Origin of the sequence: Chryseobacterium proteolyticum, from assembly GCF_046591535.1 — a bacterium.
Taxonomy (GTDB): domain Bacteria; phylum Bacteroidota; class Bacteroidia; order Flavobacteriales; family Weeksellaceae; genus Chryseobacterium; species Chryseobacterium proteolyticum.
Map to the genome: position 1 here is coordinate 563,832 of NZ_JBJLWK010000002.1, position 18,743 is coordinate 582,574.

The 18,743-nt window shown below is 30.4% G+C and carries 18 protein-coding genes and 1 pseudogene; all 19 read right to left on the minus strand.

The window, feature by feature from the left end; translation table 11 throughout:
• Window positions 1-219: 219 nt before the first annotated feature.
• The 19 genes and pseudogenes from ACJ5H0_RS08535 to ACJ5H0_RS08625 all read right to left on the minus strand — a co-directional run bounded on the left by ACJ5H0_RS08535 (window position 220) and on the right by ACJ5H0_RS08625 (window position 18,741).
• A complete protein-coding gene (locus ACJ5H0_RS08535) occupies window positions 220-894 on the minus strand; it encodes a hypothetical protein (protein ID WP_411248886.1) in 675 nt (224 codons plus the stop codon).
• A 61-nt stretch (window positions 895-955) separates the two neighbouring features.
• On the minus strand, window positions 956-1,582 hold the full coding sequence (locus ACJ5H0_RS08540) for a hypothetical protein (protein WP_411248888.1): 627 nt from the start codon (window positions 1,580-1,582) through the stop codon (window positions 956-958).
• Between the two features lie 427 nt (window positions 1,583-2,009).
• Window positions 2,010-3,311, minus strand: a complete 1,302-nt coding sequence (gene rimO / locus ACJ5H0_RS08545; protein ID WP_411248890.1) for a 30S ribosomal protein S12 methylthiotransferase RimO — start codon at window positions 3,309-3,311, stop codon at window positions 2,010-2,012.
• Window positions 3,312-3,414: 103 nt separating this feature from the next.
• Window positions 3,415-3,951: pseudogene (gene rfbC, locus ACJ5H0_RS08550) on the minus strand (dTDP-4-dehydrorhamnose 3,5-epimerase); the annotation flags it as partial.
• 34 nt (window positions 3,952-3,985) lie between these two features.
• Complete coding sequence (locus ACJ5H0_RS08555) at window positions 3,986-4,783, minus strand: hypothetical protein (protein WP_411248892.1); 798 nt, start codon at window positions 4,781-4,783, stop codon at window positions 3,986-3,988.
• Entirely contained in the window at window positions 4,743-5,732 is a 990-nt protein-coding gene (locus ACJ5H0_RS08560) for a glycosyl hydrolase family 28-related protein (protein WP_411248894.1), read from the minus strand. The genes ACJ5H0_RS08555 and ACJ5H0_RS08560 overlap by 41 nt, the downstream gene beginning before the upstream one ends.
• Window positions 5,733-5,736: 4 nt before the next feature.
• On the minus strand, window positions 5,737-6,684 hold the full coding sequence (locus ACJ5H0_RS08565) for a sugar transferase (protein ID WP_411248896.1): 948 nt from the start codon (window positions 6,682-6,684) through the stop codon (window positions 5,737-5,739).
• Window positions 6,685-7,065: 381 nt separating this feature from the next.
• Window positions 7,066-7,533: a glycosyltransferase family 2 protein gene (locus ACJ5H0_RS08570; RefSeq protein ID WP_411248898.1), complete on the minus strand. Its 468-nt coding sequence runs from the start codon at window positions 7,531-7,533 to the stop codon at window positions 7,066-7,068.
• A gap of 7 nt (window positions 7,534-7,540) precedes the next feature.
• Window positions 7,541-8,560: an NAD-dependent epimerase/dehydratase family protein gene (locus ACJ5H0_RS08575; protein ID WP_411248900.1), complete on the minus strand. Its 1,020-nt coding sequence runs from the start codon at window positions 8,558-8,560 to the stop codon at window positions 7,541-7,543.
• A 329-nt stretch (window positions 8,561-8,889) separates the two neighbouring features.
• Window positions 8,890-9,660 carry a glycosyltransferase gene (locus ACJ5H0_RS08580; protein WP_411249504.1) on the minus strand — a complete coding sequence of 257 codons (771 nt, stop codon included), beginning with the start codon at window positions 9,658-9,660 and terminating at the stop codon, window positions 8,890-8,892.
• Window positions 9,635-9,904, minus strand: a complete 270-nt coding sequence (locus ACJ5H0_RS08585) for a hypothetical protein (RefSeq protein ID WP_411248902.1) — start codon at window positions 9,902-9,904, stop codon at window positions 9,635-9,637. The genes ACJ5H0_RS08580 and ACJ5H0_RS08585 overlap by 26 nt, the downstream gene beginning before the upstream one ends.
• Entirely contained in the window at window positions 9,901-10,725 is an 825-nt protein-coding gene (locus tag ACJ5H0_RS08590) for a hypothetical protein (RefSeq protein WP_411248904.1), read from the minus strand. The genes ACJ5H0_RS08585 and ACJ5H0_RS08590 overlap by 4 nt, the downstream gene beginning before the upstream one ends.
• 407 nt (window positions 10,726-11,132) lie before the next feature.
• The gene (locus ACJ5H0_RS08595) at window positions 11,133-13,496 is read right to left on the minus strand and encodes a GumC family protein (protein ID WP_411248906.1); all 2,364 of its coding nucleotides are present in this window, start codon (window positions 13,494-13,496) and stop codon (window positions 11,133-11,135) included.
• A gap of 486 nt (window positions 13,497-13,982) precedes the next feature.
• Window positions 13,983-14,501, minus strand: a complete 519-nt coding sequence (locus ACJ5H0_RS08600; protein WP_411248908.1) for a glycosyltransferase family 2 protein — start codon at window positions 14,499-14,501, stop codon at window positions 13,983-13,985.
• 54 nt (window positions 14,502-14,555) lie between these two features.
• Complete coding sequence (locus ACJ5H0_RS08605) at window positions 14,556-15,599, minus strand: oligosaccharide flippase family protein (protein WP_411248910.1); 1,044 nt, start codon at window positions 15,597-15,599, stop codon at window positions 14,556-14,558.
• A gap of 25 nt (window positions 15,600-15,624) precedes the next feature.
• On the minus strand, window positions 15,625-15,969 hold the full coding sequence (locus ACJ5H0_RS08610) for an oligosaccharide flippase family protein (protein ID WP_411248912.1): 345 nt from the start codon (window positions 15,967-15,969) through the stop codon (window positions 15,625-15,627).
• Between the two features lie 269 nt (window positions 15,970-16,238).
• Window positions 16,239-16,874, minus strand: a complete 636-nt coding sequence (locus tag ACJ5H0_RS08615) for a DUF3575 domain-containing protein (protein ID WP_411248914.1) — start codon at window positions 16,872-16,874, stop codon at window positions 16,239-16,241.
• A gap of 29 nt (window positions 16,875-16,903) precedes the next feature.
• Complete coding sequence (locus tag ACJ5H0_RS08620) at window positions 16,904-17,488, minus strand: sugar transferase (protein WP_411248916.1); 585 nt, start codon at window positions 17,486-17,488, stop codon at window positions 16,904-16,906.
• Window positions 17,489-17,601: 113 nt separating this feature from the next.
• Window positions 17,602-18,741 carry a DegT/DnrJ/EryC1/StrS family aminotransferase gene (locus ACJ5H0_RS08625; protein WP_411248917.1) on the minus strand — a complete coding sequence of 380 codons (1,140 nt, stop codon included), beginning with the start codon at window positions 18,739-18,741 and terminating at the stop codon, window positions 17,602-17,604.
• Between the last annotated feature and the right edge of the window lie 2 nt (window positions 18,742-18,743).

An 18,743-nucleotide genomic window follows, 5' to 3' on the forward strand; every position in this document is an offset into this window, starting at 1 on the left:
GTAACCCTTTACAAATAGGGGTTTTAGAACCCACTGTTAAAAAGTGTTAAAAATACCCCCAAAAAGTTAACATAATTAACTAATTGCGATACACATCATCCATAGATAATATATAATTGACTGATATACAATGTAATAAAAAAAATAAATCATTCTTTATATAATACAAAAAAGACCAATGAAATATTTCATTGGTCTTTTTAAAGAAGATAAATACTATTATTTTAAATATTCTAATACATAATCATAGGTTCCTGCCGGATAAACTACAGACATACCTTGAGACCCGGTAACCGCATTTCCTTCTGCAGTTCCTAATGTATAGGAATACAAATCTCGAGAATAAACTGTTCCTGAACCCGACTTGTAGATTGTAATACCATACATTGATTTCATCCCATCTGGTGAAGGGATATTTACCGCACTAGATGTTCCTGTAGCCGCAAACGTTCCTTTTACAGCATATATCTGCGAATTGTTTATTAGAGTATGTGTGGCTGTTTCAGAATTTGTTATATTAGTTTTACTTGAGCTTCCACCTATTGCAACCCATCGGCCATTAGAAATATTTCCAGGATTTCCCGGGTTTGAAAAATAATAAAACCCCGGAGAAATTTCCGTAACAATACCTTGCCCTGCAAGAGTCTTTCCACTTGCTGTATTATATACTACCATACCATCAAATTCAGAAACAATAGTTTCATCCTCCATAGCAGCCGTATTAAATTTAAAATTTGTTAGATCCGTACGGGGAAATCCAAGCCCTCTACCATAATTTTTATTTGCTAATCCTTCAAAATTACTGGCATCCATAAAATAATTTGTATCTCCTAATGCCGGTGTAATAATTCCATTACTCAAAAGCTGGGCATTACCATTAACGCTAAAAAGCAATAAAAAAAAAACCTGTTATGTCCAATAAAATCTTTTTCATTTCGTCTTGTGTTTTTAATAATTAATTTCTACCTGAGAATAAATACCAGGTCGTTCCATTACTATAAATTCTAACTGCTGCTTGCGCTGTAAAAGAAGCCAAACCTTTTGGCGTTCCCACTCCATCTGTTCCGTTAAATTGTACAGTACCTCCGGTATTATTTCTTAGGTATATTGTTCTCCCATTGTATGAAGAGGGTGCTGGTAATGTTAATTGAGTTCCTGATGTAAATTCCCAGAAATCAAAATCAGAGTTTGACCAATCATAAGAAGTAGAAGCAGCTTGTGCCAGATTTAGTCTAAAAGTAGTAGGAGCTACTGTAGTCCCCGCTAAAGCAGTCCATTTTGAGGTGGGATCATCATAATAATAGAAACCAGTACCGTTAATGTTTTCTGTTTTACTACCCGGAGTGCCAGTACCTGATGTAACAAAAACGAGAGCTCCATTTTGAGCAGATTGATATGCCTCATCTTTATCTGCCAATTGTGCAACTGTCATTCTTGGAACTAAAACGGCATCTGCCATATTCCTATCCCTAACATTTGCTACTACGTCAAGAGTAGCTGCCGGCGAAATTGTATTAATACCAACTCCTTTTTGTTGCGCTTTTGAAAGCATAACAAATGAAACCAGCATTACTGCTGTCAATAAATTTTTTTTTCATACGTGTTTTTTGAATTTTTTAATTATTTTTTGTGATAATTATTATACAAGATTCATAGTTTTTACATATCCCAACCTATGCTATATTAATCATAAAAACAAAAATAAAATTACTCTTAATCCATTATTTTTTGTGATTTAATGTTGCAGATCTAGTATTAATTATTACATCTGCAAAGTTAGAGTTAAATTATTAAAAATTCAAATCCACCCTGTCTTACCCTAACTTTAAGGAATAAAAAAGAAACACAACAAACTGGTAATCAAAACAATGTAAAAAATAAATCAAAACAAACAAAAAACAGAATTGTTAATAAATAAATCAATATTATTTTTTATAAAAAAAAAATAATGTAAAGTTTAAAGACTCTACATTATTTTTATGAAAATATTTTTTTTATCTATTTTTTTTTTAAATCAGCTCCCCATATAAATCAAATTCTTCTGCAGAGGTTATTTTTACCATAGCGAATTCTCCAATTGAAATATAAGTATTATCAGCAGGAACTAATACAGTGTTATCTACATCAGGAGAATCATATTCAGTTCTTCCTACAAAATAATTTCCTTCTTTTCTATCAAAAATACATTTGTAAACTTCCCCGATTCTTTCTTGATTTTTTTCCCATGAAATCTGAGATTGAAGTTCCATGATTTCTTCAACTCTTCCTTCTTTAATTTCCTGAGGTATATCATCATCCAAAACATGTGCTGATGTATTTTCTTCGTGAGAATAGGTAAAGCAACCCAATCTATCAAATCTTTGCTCTCTTACCCAATCTTTTAATTCCTGGAATCTTTCCTGCGTTTCTCCCGGATATCCAACGATTAATGTAGTTCTGATTGCCATATCAGGTACTTTTTCTCTGAACTTTGCTAGTAAAGCATCTGTCTTTTCATGAGTAGTTCCTCTTTTCATTGATTTTAGAAGATCAGAATTTATATGCTGAAGAGGAATATCAATATAATTACAGACTTTAGGCTCTTCTCTGATAATATCTAAGACATCTTCCGGAAAACCACTAGGAAAAGCATAATGAAGTCTTATCCACTCGATTCCGTCCACTTTCACAAGCTCTTTTAAAAGATCTCCAAGTGCCCGTCTTTTATAAATATCTAATCCATAGTATGTAAGGTCTTGAGCAATAAGGATCAATTCTTTGGTTCCAACTTTAGCTAACTTTTCAGCCTCACGCACTAGTTTTTCAATTGGTGTAGAAACGTGTCCGCCTCTCATTAGGGGAATCGCACAAAAAGAGCACGGCCTGTCACAGCCCTCAGATATTTTAAGATATGCATAATGTTTTGGCGTTGTAGTTAATCTTTCACCTACCAGCTCATGCTTATAATCTGCACCTAAATGTTTTAACAAGACCGGAAGATCTCTGGTTCCAAAATACTGATCCACATCAGGAATTTCCTTAACCAGATCTGGTTTGTATCTTTCAGAAAGACATCCGGTAACGAAAACTTTCTCCACTTCTCCCCTGTTCTTCGCATCAACATAATCAAGAATAGTATTGATAGATTCTTCTTTTGCGTTGTCTATGAAACCACAGGTATTGATGACCACAATATCTCCCTTGTCTTCATGTACAACTTCTTTACCATTTGCCTTAAGCTGACTCATCAATACTTCCGAATCATATACATTTTTAGAGCAACCAAGGGTTACGATATTAATTTTCTTTTTACCTACAGATTTTGTGCGCATCTTTTTGATTTGAGTGTGCAAAGATACGAAATATTAAAAAGTTTGAATCAAAAAATAAAAACCACTTTAATAAAGTGGTTTTCAGTAAACTGTTTAGAAGTTTTTTTTCTTTAAGGCTGGGCGCATTTTTATCTTTTTCGGATAAAAGCATATCTTTTTCATCAACCATCCAATCAATATTAAGATCTTTATCATTAAATCTCACTGCACCTTCCGATTCTTTATTATAGAAATTATCACATTTGTAAGCAAAGACAGCAGTGTCACTTAATACAGAAAAGCCATGTCCAAATCCTCTTGGTATATACAACTGAAGCTTATTTTCTCCTGTAAGCTCAATTCCAAACCATTTTCCAAAAGTGGGAGAATCCTCTCTTAAATCCACTGCAACGTCCCAAACCTTCCCTTCAAGACAAGACACTAATTTTGATTGCGCGTGTTCACCTTTTTGCAAATGTATCCCTCTTAAAACTCCATAAGATGATTTAGAAATATTATCCTGAACAAAATGTCCATTCATTCCCGTCAATTCTTCAAATCTTTTTTCATTATATTTCTCAAAGAAATAACCTCTATCATCTTCGAAAACCGTAGGTTCTATAATGTAGCAGTCTTTAAGTGGGGTTTCTTTTATTTTCATAAAGTTACGATATTGCTATTACATTTTAAAATTACTAGAACAACTCCATTAATTCCTGGTAATTTTTCGCTTTTGATATTTTGTAGTTTAATATATTTAAATCAACGGGGTTACCATCTTCGGAAGAAATATCTATATAAATTTCACATGGCTGATCAAGCTTGCCAATCCCAGAATAAGTATGATACTTTCCGTCCTGTATTGGTTTAAGCGAAATAAATTGGTTTTTATCGCGGTCCCAAATGTATAATAATACCTTTCCCTTATTAACTTTTACATCAAAATTCACAAGATAGTAGCCAGGGGAAAGCTTTGTCTTTGATTCTTCAATCCTCATATATTGTCTAGGAGCAGTAAAGTTAATCTGTATATTCGGATCCACTTTTTTGTTTGTATTTGCAATATTATAATTTTGTAATGAGCCAGTAAGATGAAGTGTTCCCTGATTTAGCTCATATATTATCTGTCCACCCATTTTTTTAGAAATATTAGGATTTGAAAATACACGAAAAGGTAACGAAGTAGGTTTCATAATTAATGTATTATCTGGAAAATTAACTTTTCCACTAATATTAATGTTAGGATGTATCTGTATCCCTTGTTCCGAGCTAGGATTAATAAGATTTAAATAGGAGTTTTTAGAAATATCAGAATCTTTAGCTTCTACTCCTTGAAGGTGCTCAAAGTTTGAAGAATAAGCATTTACATTAATATTATCTCCATCTACCTTAATATTGTTAATTCTGCCTCCAAAAAAATTATAGCTAGAATTTTTTCCCTCAAAGTAGAAACTAAAAGGAACAACTTTCTTTATTTTTTTTTTCCTTTTCATTGAAGAAGTCTATTTCAATTTCATTTTCTGTAGCCGATTTTTCATCCCAACAATCTAGAAACTGCAATGGCATATAGGTATTGTTAGAATAAATATATGCATTAATCTGATTCATTTGAAAAATAACATTATTAAAAGATATTCCACCAAAGCCTATCGCAGTGTTGTTAACATATGCACCAACATCATTGGAACTAAATTCACAGCCATAAAAATATTTATTTCCAGCATGCATAATATCACCACCAAATTTATTATTTAATGAATAAACACCGTACTTATTATTTTGAAACGAGCAATTATAAAAATTACTTCCGATATTACCAAATGGGAAATACACTGCCTTGTTAAAATTTTTAAAATTTACATTTTGAAATGTTACATTACCTGCATACTCATCTTCAACTCCTTTTTTATTTAAATCCACATTTCCAAAAGCAACACCAAAGCCTTTCTTTGCATCAGATTCTAAAATCATATTTGACAGAACATTTGAATAAGACCAAAAAGGTCGTTTGGTTTTATATAAAAAAATTGCTTTGTTAAAATCAAAAGGTTTTAGAATAGTATTAATTCCATTACCTTCCATTTTAATATGTTGATATATTGTAACATTTAATCTATATATCCCAGGAGGAAAATATAAAGCATACCCACTATTAACTGCTTTTTGTATAGCATTACTATCATCTGCTTTATTATCCCCTTTTGCTCCGAACCATTTAACATTAACCTTGTCTTCGGAAATATCTCTTAAATAATACTGTGCATTTTTCTTAATATAAATAATATCATCTACTTTTTCATCTGTCATTAAACTACCATCAACCCAAGTCTTAACAGGAGAGTATTCTATTTGCTTTCCTGTAGAGACGTCCCTCTCAATAATAGATTGTGCATAAAATAAAGAAGAGAATATAATTGAAATCAATAAAATAAAATACTTCATATTATTAGTGACTATTCATTGTTAAAACAACTTTTACTGTTTTTAAAAGTGTAAGTAAATCCAATCTAAAGCTATAATTCTTGATGTAATAAAGATCATACTCTAATTTCTTAAGATTATCTTTTGGTGTTGCTCTTGGTAAGTTTACTTGTGCCCATCCTGTAATCCCAGGTTTTACAAGATGTCTTAAATCAAAATAAGAGTTTTCTGATACGGATTCTTCCACATACTTTTGTTGTTCCGGCCTTGGTCCTATTAGACTCATATCTCCATTTAAAACGTTAAAAAGCTGAGGTAATTCATCAATCTTAGTCATTCTCAAGAAACGCCCCACAATTAAAAGTCTATCATCATTATTTGTAGTATAGCTTCCATTGTGATTCATTTTCATTGTTCTTAGCTTATAGATTACAAATTGTTTAGAATTTTTGCCCACTCGTCTTTGGGAGAAAAAGACATTTCCCGGAGAATTTATGAAAACTAATAAAGATCCAAAAATTATTATAGGTAAGGCTATTGGTAACAATAATATAGATACAAATAAGTCGACAAATCTTTTTAAAATAAAATCACTATTTTCCAAACCGATAGAAAAAACTCCATCTGCTAAATATTCATTAGTATTTAATTTAACAAGAGGTATTCTTCCATTTATTCTCTCATAGAATTCATGAACTTCGAAAACCTTGATACCTTGAAGTTTAGCTTCAATAATTTCATTAGTAATCTTTTCCGGAAGATGATTTAAATCTGAAGTTTCGATAATTATAGTTTTTACATTTAATTTTTTAATATATTCAAAAATACTTTTATGATTAGTTTCTGAATTAAAAAAAACAGATTTATGAGATTTATTAAATTTTTCCTCCTTTAAGATTTTTAATGTAATGCTACTAATGTTAATAAAAAGGTATCTTTCACTATGATTAGAAAGACTTAAATATTTTTTCATATTATGAGGTTCTCAAAAAATCCACCATTATTTCCCGATATTATGTGGGATTACAAATGTATATTTTTTTATACAGTTTTTAATATTTACCTAGATTAAATCAAAAATGTTGAAAAAGTTTTAAAATCCATCTTTTATAAGGATAATAAAGCGGAACACTTATATCATGTTTTTTGAAAGCATCTAAGATTTCCCTTTTCCCTTTTCTAATATTTGAAAAATTTTTATTTGATTCTCCTCCTAGTCTCATTTTTAAAATAAAATCTTTTAAGTAGAATGAAGACACTTTATGTTTATCTAAAAACCTTAACATAATTTCAAAATCAGCAGCTATCCTGTATTTTAAGTCAAAAAGACCATACTTATTATAAATATTTTTTTTTAACAAAAAAAACAAGGGTGCGCAGGGTGCCATCCTTCTGCAAATGGCTTTCTTTTTCCTGTTTTCCATTTTCGAATAATTGTGTTTATATCGTTCTCCTTTACATAATAGAGATCTGCAAATACAGTATCCACATCATTTTTATGGAAGCATTCCATAATATGCTCAAGTGAATTTTCTGATATATACAGGTCATCTGAATTAAGCAAACCTATTACATCTCCTGTAGCCATCTTTACACCTTTATTCATGGCATCATAAATCCCATTATCATTTTCACTAATCCATCGCATATTCCCATTAAAAGAGGCCTCATAGGATTTAATGATATCTAAGGTAGAATCTGAAGACCCTCCATCAACAATAATATATTCAATGTTCTTGTATGTTTGATGAAGAATTGATTCTATAGCTGTTTTTAGATATTTTTCACTATTCCAGCAAACTGTAATGATACTTATTTTCATCTCTATATTAAATGGAATGCACAATCAATCTATCTTGCACTTGTTTAGAAATCCATTGATAAGTTTTTTCCATTCCTATTCTTAAAGGTTGTGAAACTTCCCATCCAATTTTTTCTTTATACAATTTATTATGAGAATTACGACCTTTTACACCTAGAGGACATTTAAATCCATATTTATCAAAAAACTCTTTGCCTTCCAGATTTATTATCTCTAATTTCTTTTGAGAAATGCTTATTGCCATTTCAGCTAATTCATTGATAGAAACCATCTCTTCACTACCTATATTTACAGGACCTAAAAAGTCTGAGTCCATAAGCCTTAATACAGCTTCAATGCACTCATCAATATATAAAAAAGATCTTGTTTGCTTTCCATCTCCCCAAACTTCAATACTCCCATTATCATTTTCTTCTGCTACTTTTCTACACATTGCCGCTGGCGATTTTTCCTTTCCTCCAACCCATGTTCCCTGTGGTCCAAAGATATTATGAAATCTTGCTATTCTTACATCAAGATTATAATTCCTGTTATATGCCATATAAAGCCTTTCAGAAAATAATTTTTCCCAACCATATTCTGAATCCGGATTTGCTGGATATGCTGAACTTTCTTCACAATTTGGGTTTTCTGGATCAAGCTGATTATGCTCAGGGTACATACATGCTGAAGATGAGTAAAAAACTTTTCTTACTTTCTTTAAAACACATTCTCTCGCTACATTTAAATTTATTATCGCTGAATTATGCATCACATCAGCATCGTGCTCACCCGTAAAAATATATAACGCTCCTCCCATATCGGCAGCAAGTTGATAAACTTCATCTACACCTTCCTCAATTACTATTTTAACAACATTAGGATCAGTAAGATCTCCAACAATAAATTCATCACAAATTTCAGAATGTTCAAAATATTCGTGTTTTTTTATATCGCAAATTCTTACGTGATTACCTTCTTTCTTAAGTCTTTTTCCTAGGTGTCCTCCGATGAAACCGCCACCACCAAGTATCACAATGTTTTTCATAGCTTTTTATTTAAATTAAAAATAAATTTTAAAAAAGTTTATTTATTTTCTAATTATATTTTTACAAAAATACTATCTTAAAGCCAATTTTGGCATGAGATTTTCTTTTTTTTGATTGTATTATTATATTGAATTTTTAAAGGTATTTTATCAAGGTCTAATAGCATGAAAACTTAATTATCCAGCAAAACCTTATATTTAGAATTTTATTTTCGACAAAACTTAAGAGAAGTCTTGTTAAAATCTGTCTTGATTCTATCTTTTTTTTCATTCTTGATTTAAATTATGTTTATCGTTTGTAATTTGTGTTTTCACTTTTAAAAATACAACTATTTATTTAATCTGTATATTAATGTTTCGATTTCATCTTTCACTTTAGATTCCGATCTTTTAATATTCTGAAAGACAATTGATTTATTTAAAGCATCGGCTATAGATTGTATACTATTGGGATCAAATACCACGGAGGGAGTACAAACGTCATGCATATAAGGCAAATCCGATCCGATAATATCACAACCATTTTCTAAGGCTTCTATAATTCCCAAACCAAAACTTTCAGTTAATGATGGAAAAATCAAATATCGATTACTCTGATAATACGTATACAATTCATCACGTTTTATAAATCCGATATTTTTTATAGGGTATCCTAATGCTATTTTTGTGTTGATATAGTCATTAAGTTCAGTGTAGGAATCATCTATAGTTAAAGTTAATTCTCCTTTTTTCATTTTGTCATAAAAAAGACAAAATGCATCGATAAGTTTTAAATGATTTTTGTGCAAAAACGGATGGCTAACATATATAAAACCAAAATCATTTCGTTCAAACTCTCCTTCTCCCTTCATCGAAGGATAAAAAGGTAAGTCCCAAATTTTATTCTGGTTAATCTTAAATTTTTCACTTAATTTTAATTTGACGTTCTTATTTTGAACCACCCAATAATCTGTATTACCTTTTAATAAATTAATAATTTTTGTTTTAATTATAAAAGAAAAACGGGATATAAAAGGCAGTTCAGAAGGAATATTTAAATACATTTTTTGATGTAAAAATGTGTAAACAACTGCATCAATTTGTATGGGGGGGGGGGACATTTCCAAAACAGAATACTTTTTTAAAAATCCTTTTATTTTTTTTGTAAAAAATAAATCTTTTTAAAAATGATGATTTAAGAAATAAAACTTTGTTAGAATTTTTGATATTGTAAGCATTTGTTGGTATCCGATCATCAAACAAATAAAACACTTCAGCTTCAGTTTCTTCAAGTTTTGAAACAAAATAATCTAAAAGTACTTTACCACCTGTCTGATGGGTATATATTGCATCAATAAGAATCATTCGGTATCTTTTTCGGAGTAATCTCTATAAAAATATAAATAAATCAAACTAGTAATAACCAGAAAAAATGTACCTGCAAAATATCCTACTCCCCGAACGAACAACTCCGTAAAAAAAGATACTATAAAGCAATATGCTAATAATTTTTTATTAGAGAATTTACCTGGTACAAATTTCCTCATATATAAAACACCCTTTGCAAGAATTATGAGAAATACACTCAAAGCAGCAATAGCGAAAACACCAAATTCACAAATTAGTTTTGGAGCTGTTAACCCAGCATCCGTGATATTATATTCAGTCTTAGTTAATGCATAAATAATCCTTGAAGCTCTTGAGGTTAACCTAATTTCACCCAATTGTTGCAAACCAATTCCTAATCCAGAAGATTTTTTCAATGCGTCAATAGCCAACTCCCAACCTTGTACAAATACTAATGTCGAAAGGTTACTTGAATCTGATGAGATATTTTCAACCCGGCCTGTAAAATAACTTAAATCCAAAAAATTATACATCAACACACTTACTGCAAGACCTACAAAAACCATCCAAAACTTAAATAGGCAAAAAGCCAAAGCAATTACAGAAACCAAAAGAGTGAGATTTTTAAGTAATAGTGAGACAGCAAGAGCAAACAGAAGCAGCCAAACTCTATAATTTTTATATCTTACCGCTGTATAATAAAGACACCCCACGAAATACAGAGCATAGTGCGAAGCTTCTGTAAAAGGAAATATAGATTTGTTATAATATACCGGTTGAATTGGTTTTATAAAAGAAAAAATAAAAATAATTAGAAATGCAACGAAGGCAATTTTCATAGAAAAATCTACTTGATCATTGCTAACTTTTGAGAAGTACTTTGTGAATTGAAACGCACAATATAAAAAAAATGAGAGTAGTAATAGAGAAAAAAAAGCCTCTTGATAAACTGGCGTTATGCTGAAAATAAAAATAAGCGGCAATAAAATGAAGAATAAAAAAGATAAAAAGAAAAAGAAAAGAATTAGTAATTCGCATACTAAAAACAAACTTCTCATTCATAGTAATCACTAGGTGTACTAAAAACCAAATCCCTATCACCCCAATAGTTCCAAGCATCAAAGATGTTGACAATCCAAAATAAAAGACCATAGGTGCCACAAAAAAAAAGACCAATATATAACCCAAGAAACATTCTTAGATTTAAAATACTTGCTCGCTCATCCTTGATCATTAAATTATAGTGTTATTTTGTGAAAGTACGGATTTTATCCCAAAGTGACTTTTTATCATTTTGATAACCATATCCGTATGTATTACCATACCCATAATTTGTTTCATGTACATCATTTAATACAAATACAGGATTGATTATTTTTCCTTGTTCTTTCATATTATTAAAGAAATCAATAAATCTCTTATCACTATATTCGGATCTTACGACATAAAGCATTGCATCTGTGTATTCTACGATGATACTTGTATCAGTTACCGGCATCATTGGGGCGGCATCTATTAATATATATTGATATGTTTGTGACAGATTATTAAGCAATTCTTCAATTTTCCCATTAGAAAGAAGCTCAACAGGATTGGGAGGTATTGCACCCGAATAAATGTAGTCACAATTTTTATGCAAACCACTTGGATGTATTATCTTTTCAATATCTTCCTCTTCACCAAATAAATACTCTGTAAGACCAGCAGCATTTCTCATACTTTCATTATATCTCTGTAATTGAGGGTTTCGTATATCAGCTCCAATTAACAGAACTTTTTTACTTGCAGAAACCAGGCTTAATGCCGTATTGATTGCAATATAAGTCTTTCCCTCTCCCTTCACGCTACTTGTAATCAGTATTTTACTTGCGCCCTCATTTTTTGGCAAGATAAATTTCAAATTAGTTGCCAAAATTCTAAAAGCTTCTGCTGATGGGGATATTTCATTTACTTTAATTAATTCTGTTATTCCTTTTTTATTACGTGGAATTTCTGAAATAACTGATGTTGTACTCAATTTCTCAATATCATCCTTTGTTGTAATTCTGTTATCAGTAATTTTTCTTATAACAATGTAAAGAAATGGAATAATTAGACCTAGTATAACGCAACTTACTAAAATAATAATCTTTTTTGGAGCAACAGCTTTTAAACTATTATATGCAGTATCTATCACACGAGCTTTTTCAGCTGTCATAGCAAGTTTTATAGATGCTTCTTCCCTTTTCTCTAACAACATAAGATAAAGATTCTCTTTTATTTGTTGCTGTCTCTCAATTCCTCTATATGATCTTTCTTTTTTAGGAAATACATCAATATTATTCTCTGATTTGTTTTCCTGCTTTACAATTTGATTCCTTGAAAGCTCTAATGCGGTCTTACTTTTAATAATACTTTCCCTTAAAGCTTTATTAAGATCATCAATCTGATTGGTAAGTTCCACTACAAGTGGATTCTTAGGTGTTGCACTTTCTAATAATTTAGATCTTTGCGCAACAAGCTGATTGTAGGAAGATAAAATAGAAGCTGCAGTAGCATTTTCTACTCCTATACTACTAGGAAGTAATTGGTAATTACTTTTATTAAGATAGGACAGCATCATATCATTAAGCTGCATTTTTGTTTCCATCTCCAACAATCTATCATTCGCCTGGAGGTTTGTTTGCATATCAATGCGAGCCTGATTTGGTAGATCAACAATTTTATTAGCTACCTTAAACCTTTCTTTTTCTCCCTCAACTTGTCCCAACTCATTTGCAATGATATCCAACCTTCCGTCAATAAAATCCTTACTTCTCTGATCATCTTTATTCTTATCTGCTTGAGCATCAGTATTATATATTTTTATTACACCGTTTATAATTGCTTTTGCTTTTGCAATATTTGCATGTATCATTTCTACCTGTACAACAGTTCCATCCTCGTCAACCAATAGAACTTTTAATTCTTTTTGTAAGTCCTCAACAGCAACGTCTTTTGGTGTAATTCTAAAGTACATATCGTCTAAAGGAGCGATATCTTTTACTAAAACAGGATTATAATTTTTATTCTTAACTAAAATTATATTGGCATAAGGTAAGGAAACAGTTTGCCCTAAAGACGTTTCTATTTCTTTATTTAATTCTTTTGATTCAAGGATAAATTTATTTCCCTTCTGAGTAACTTTGATTGGTTTCTTTGGAAACTTCACAAACGGTTTTTCATTTATGACGTAGATTTTATAAGGTAATTGAGCTCCAAATAGTTCAATATCATAACGACTACTCCTTTTAAATTGAGAGACCTGAAGATGCAGATCATTTACAATCTTCTCTGCAATATTTTTTGAAGAAAGCACTTGCAATTCATTTTCAATACTATTTGTAGGCATAGTACCTAGCCCTGAAAGTCCTGAAATATTAGCAATTTCACTTCCACCGGCCATACTTTTCTTGGCTTCTTTTATTAAAACTTTTGCTTGTACCTGGTATAGAGGAGCATTAAAATAGATATAAGTGATTCCCAATAGTAAGAAAACAAAAACTGAGATAAAAAACAAATACCATTTAGAAGTAAAAGGCTTAATAAGATCAGAAAAAGTAGTGTCAGCAAGCTGTTGATTTTCGTTCATAAAAATCTTTTAACATTAAAAAAAATGATGGCAAATATATATTTAATAAGTTTAAAAAACAAATTTGTATCAACTGAATAAGTGATCTATATCACACAAAAAACTATTTAATATAATCACGTTTTAAGATGAAATTACATTTTTATTTTGTTCAAAAAGGAAATATTTTTGAATGATTTCTTTTCTAGATTTTTATTTTTGATAATCTTTGATATAAACATTAAAAATTTATAGGATAACAATCTCTTTTTTACAAATTTTGAGAAACTATAATTATATTTTTGGAGATAGTATTTTACAGATCTCATTTGTAGATTAAAGTTACTTTCTCCAACTTCTGCTCTTTCATCTATTAAATGCTTATAAATAATGGATTTATCAAATTTAGTTTTAAAATCAAACTGTAAAAACCTCTTTGTAACATCAGCTTCTTCACAATAAAGAAAGATTTCTTCATCAAAACCACCTATTCTCTCAAATTTGGTTTTATCTATGAAAAGTAAAGCTCCTGAAAGAAAAAAAAAACCGCTGAAAATATAGATTTAACTTATTGAGCAAAAGACATAATGGTGTAGTTACTATAAATAATTCAAACTCTGGTCTAATCCAAAAAGATAAATTTATTCCACCCAATTGTTTACCACCGATCATAGCAAGTCTGGTATCTTCTTTGAAAGAATTTAATATCTTAGAAAAAACAAAATTTTGAAGAAGAACATCGGGATTTATCACACAAACTATATTTGAAAGAGCATATTTAATCCCAATATTATTACCTTGCCCATATCCTTTATTTTCATAATTATGGATAATCCGTACTTTATTTCCATATTTAAGTTCAATCATACTTTTCATTGTTTCAAAAACATCGGCAGAACTGTTATCTACTACTATTATTTCTAAAAACTCATCTTCTATATCTGATTTATCATAAATTGCCTCAATACAATTCAAGATGTCTTTGAGCGAATTATATGTAACAATTATTATCGATAGTTTTTTCATTCATTAAATATTATTATATTTTTTTAAGACCTATTTTCATTTTTCCCAAAATATCTAATACATTTTTTCCTTACAAATAATTAAAATAATGAATATTTGAAAAAAATAAATTACAGATAAGATAGCAAATTCTATAAGACTTTCATGGAATAATTTTGAAATTAAAATAGAGCTAAAACATGCAAAAGATGAAGCAAAAATTACTTTACTAATTTCTTTAAAGGATAATTTAAGCTTTAAAATTTGACTTCTTGTTTTATATGCCATGAAACTTATAGCTAGTAATTCAACTATAACTTGTGTGACAGCAGCCCCATTTTGCTGAAAATACTTTACCATAATAATATTCATAAAAACACTTAATACTGCTGATATCAAAACTGAAATTGTATATACAGATTCTCTCTTTTGTGTATAAAGTAAAAGATATCCAAAAAAATATGCAAGACCAACAATAACACAAAGTGGAGATAAAATTCGCATTGTTGTTATTGATTCGTAAAAGTCTTGTCCAGCCATAATATGTATTATAAAAGAAGAAAATATTAAAAAATATCCCATAAAAGGCACAGATAAAAGGAAGATAATCTCAAATGCTAATTTTAAATTTTCATAATACTCAACTTTATTTGTTTGCCACAATCTTGATATTTTGGGAAGCATAACGATTCCTGCCACTGTAATAAAACTAATAACATATCTTATTAGCTTATTCGGCACAGTATAGTAGGCTAAATATTTGTCTCCAGCTAAAAAACCAATGATAAAGTTATCCAACTGGGCATAGATATTTATTGAAATGGCAGCTATAAAAACCTTTAATACAGGCGAAAAATGCCTTCTAATATTCAAATCAGAAAATCGAATTGCTTTAAGGCTGATAGACTTAAAAATAAATAGTAAATTAAAAATATTAGATCCTGCAAAGTTGAGTACTAATAGGAAACAGTACATGATAACATCTGTATCATTCTTAACAAACAAAAAAAGCAAAGTTATTGTAAGAATGCGTACCAGGGTATAACGCACTGTAATATATACTTGATTTTCCATCCCTTGAAAATACCAATCTCCTCCTATATTCGTTAGCAATATCATCGAGCTAAGTATTATAATAAAATTCTTATAATCTGAAAAAAAAATGCAATGGAAACAATAAAATGAATAAAGAAATATATGCTATAATTGTTGTTACTAATAAAATTACAAATAATTCTAGTGTAACTTTTGTTCTTTCAATTATATCATTGCTTACTTTAGCAATTTCTCTTATTCCATAAATAGGAATTCCAATCGCCGAAAACATAAGAAAATAGTTTATTATAGTATAAGCGTATTCAATTTTTCCAATATTATTTACGCCTAATACTCTATTAACGTATGGCATCATAATAAGTCCAACTAAAGTTGCAGAAACAATACGAATAAAATTAAGAACGTAATTTACTTTTGTGCTTAGTTTTTTCATCCTTTAAAAAAATTGAAACTTGCCTTCATCATTTTCCAATTTATAGATTTTTATAGTCTCCAATAAGATATATTTAAAGAGTATTTAGACGCCCTTATAGAGAAAATAGGCTGTTCCAAAAAATAATTTTGGACAAAGATATCTAATATTCCATACAATTTTATAATCTTTATCAAATTAGCCATAAAATCATTTTGCCACATATATTCACCAAGAGACATGTTATGAAATAAAATAGTATATTACTTTGTATCGCGCAGTGACAGATACTACTCTTTTCCTTTTATCTTATAAGTCAGCATCAGCCCACCTCTCGTCGGAATAAGTTCTCCACTTTTATTAAATTTGGTTGCTCCTTCATATCTCTGATTATTATCTTTAAAATATCCTTTATAGAAGGATTGTGTAGTACCTATTCCGGCATACAGATCCAAACCCCAACGATCATTAATTGTAAAATGATATCCTCCACTTACACCAAAAATAAAAGAAATTCCTTTCTGATATTTTCCAGTAACTCGAACACTTCCATCTGGAAGTATCTCGGGGTTACCAAATTCATCTACTACTGGTTTATCATTCCAGTAATTCCATTTTTGAAGATTAAATGCAGTCATGGAAACATAGGTGCCCACATACCATTTTTTCATTTTTTCTCCAAAATAATATCTTCCTTCGAGAGTTCCCATATAAATCTGCAGATTCCTTCCAGCAAAAGATTTCCATGGGGAAACAAACACTTCGGCTTGTAATGAAATCTTATTTGTAATTGGCTTTTCAACGGCAATATTGTAGATACCTATCGGAGCAAAAAGAGTGTTTACTTTTACTTCTATTTGTGCATTCAGGACAGATGCCAGAAATAAGCTGCTTATAAAGCATAATTTTTTAATCAGAGATTTCATTAGAATATAACATTTTTCTTATTAATATATTATGATTTGAGTACTGAAAAGGTCTTGAGGAGTATATAAAGGTCATTTTTAAAGGAAAGATGATGATAGTAATCAAGGTTCATTTTTACTTTATCCGGAAATAAAATCTCATCATTATATTGTAAAGGATTTTTCTGCTGAGCAAGTATTTGTTCTTCATTCCGATATTTAATTCCTGCTTCACTGGTAAGCCCAGGTTTAAGAAGCAGAACAAAACGATTTTCTCCTTCAAGTTTATCATAATACCCAGGAATATCTGGGCGAGGTCCAACTAAAGACATGTCCCCTTTTAAAATATTAATCAACTGAGGAAGTTCATCCAGTTTATATTTTCTCAGCCATAGGCCGATCCTTGATTTTCGAGATGTTTTAGGTTCCAATGTTCTGAATTTGTAGACATTAAAAATTTCCCCATTCAAACCTATTCGCTTCTGAACAAAGATCCCAGGGAAACCGGTATCTATAGAAGCTATAATTACTAATAAAAAAAACAGAGGTAATAAAAGAATGACAGCAAAAAAAGCTATGCTGTAGTCCATCAACATCTTCCAAATAGGGTATTTTTTCACAATCTCTGGATTCATTACAAATATATGAAATATGTCTCTAATATGAGAAAAATAAGCAAAGTGTACCGATTTATTAAAAAAAATATTCACCTGGAATTTATATACAATGACTGTGACATATTTTAGAATCAACTGTGCTTGAAAAAATCTTTTAAAACTCTAGCAATCCTTTCTTTATGCTCAATGGAAAGGTTAGATCCGGAAGGTAAACAAAGCCCCGAATTAAAGAGGTTCTCAGCTGTTTGTCCTCCATAATATGGAAAGTTTGAAAAGACAGGCTGTAAATGCAAAGGCTTCCAGAGTGGTCTTGATTCTATATTATCATTAAGAAGAGCGAGACGTAAATCTTCTCTTGTTTTTCCCGTTTTTTCAGAATTTATTGTGATTGCAGATAGCCAATGATTCGAGTAGAAATCTTCATTCGGTTCTGTAAAAACATCAACTCCGTCTATATTTTTAAATAGAGCAGTATAAAAATTATGAATACCTCTTCTTGCCTGAATCCTATCATTTAGAACTTTCATTTGTCCACGTCCTATTCCTGCAATAATATTACTCATTCTATAATTATATCCTGTAGATGAATGCTGATAATGAGGAGCATCATCTCTGGCCTGTGTGGACAAAAATATCGCCTTATTCTTATCTTCTTTAGAATGGCATATCAATGTCCCTCCACCAGATGTTGTAATAATTTTATTCCCATTAAACGATATGATACCAAATTGACCAAAGCCACCACAAGGTTTCCCTTTATATCTGGATCCAAGTGATTCCGCAGCATCTTCTATCACCGAGATCTTATATTTTTCTGCAATAGATAAAATTTCATCCATTTTGGCAGGCATTCCATAAAGGTGTACGACAATAATAGCTTTGATTTTTTTTCCTTGTAAAAGCCTGTCTTTAATAGCCTCTTCCAAGGTAACAGGGCACATATTCCATGTTTCCGGTTCGCTATCAATAAAAACAGGATTGGCATTGCAATAGATAATCGGATTGGCTGAAGCAACAAAAGAGAAAGTTGAGGTCAAAACATCATCCTCATTACCTACCCCTAAAAGCATAAGAGCCAAATGTATTGCTGAAGTAGCAGAATTCAGGGCACAAACTTCAATATTGCCTCCAAGAAAGCTCCTTACATCATTTTCAAATTCATCAATATTATTGCCTATTGAGGTAACCCAGTTTTTCTGAAAAGCATCATCAATGAATTCCAATTCATTTCCTGAAAGATGAGGAGGGGAAAGCCAAATTTTATCGTGCATCG

What these genes read in the sequence shown, in the direction of transcription:
- ACJ5H0_RS08555 (WP_411248892.1), bottom strand. Translation starts at nt 4,783, where the DNA reads ATGAAAAGGAAAAAAAAAATAAAGAAAGTTGTTCCTTTTAGTTTCTAC.
- ACJ5H0_RS08600 (WP_411248908.1), bottom strand. Translation starts at nt 14,501, where the DNA reads ATGAAAAAACTATCGATAATAATTGTTACATATAATTCGCTCAAAGAC.
- ACJ5H0_RS08585 (WP_411248902.1), bottom strand. Translation starts at nt 9,904, where the DNA reads ATGATTCTTATTGATGCAATATATACCCATCAGACAGGTGGTAAAGTA.
- ACJ5H0_RS08605 (WP_411248910.1), bottom strand. Translation starts at nt 15,599, where the DNA reads ATGATATTGCTAACGAATATAGGAGGAGATTGGTATTTTCAAGGGATG.
- ACJ5H0_RS08560 (WP_411248894.1), bottom strand. Translation starts at nt 5,732, where the DNA reads ATGAAGTATTTTATTTTATTGATTTCAATTATATTCTCTTCTTTATTT.
- ACJ5H0_RS08565 (WP_411248896.1), bottom strand. Translation starts at nt 6,684, where the DNA reads ATGAAAAAATATTTAAGTCTTTCTAATCATAGTGAAAGATACCTTTTT.
- ACJ5H0_RS08595 (WP_411248906.1), bottom strand. Translation starts at nt 13,496, where the DNA reads ATGAACGAAAATCAACAGCTTGCTGACACTACTTTTTCTGATCTTATT.
- ACJ5H0_RS08570 (WP_411248898.1), bottom strand. Translation starts at nt 7,533, where the DNA reads ATGAAAATAAGTATCATTACAGTTTGCTGGAATAGTGAAAAATATCTA.
- ACJ5H0_RS08580 (WP_411249504.1), bottom strand. Translation starts at nt 9,660, where the DNA reads ATGTCCCCCCCCCCCATACAAATTGATGCAGTTGTTTACACATTTTTA.
- ACJ5H0_RS08615 (WP_411248914.1), bottom strand. Translation starts at nt 16,874, where the DNA reads ATGAAATCTCTGATTAAAAAATTATGCTTTATAAGCAGCTTATTTCTG.
- ACJ5H0_RS08575 (WP_411248900.1), bottom strand. Translation starts at nt 8,560, where the DNA reads ATGAAAAACATTGTGATACTTGGTGGTGGCGGTTTCATCGGAGGACAC.
- ACJ5H0_RS08610 (WP_411248912.1), bottom strand. Translation starts at nt 15,969, where the DNA reads ATGAAAAAACTAAGCACAAAAGTAAATTACGTTCTTAATTTTATTCGT.
- ACJ5H0_RS08590 (WP_411248904.1), bottom strand. Translation starts at nt 10,725, where the DNA reads ATGAAAATTGCCTTCGTTGCATTTCTAATTATTTTTATTTTTTCTTTT.
- rimO (WP_411248890.1), bottom strand. Translation starts at nt 3,311, where the DNA reads ATGCGCACAAAATCTGTAGGTAAAAAGAAAATTAATATCGTAACCCTT.
- ACJ5H0_RS08625 (WP_411248917.1), bottom strand. Translation starts at nt 18,741, where the DNA reads ATGCACGATAAAATTTGGCTTTCCCCTCCTCATCTTTCAGGAAATGAA.
- ACJ5H0_RS08620 (WP_411248916.1), bottom strand. Translation starts at nt 17,488, where the DNA reads ATGAATCCAGAGATTGTGAAAAAATACCCTATTTGGAAGATGTTGATG.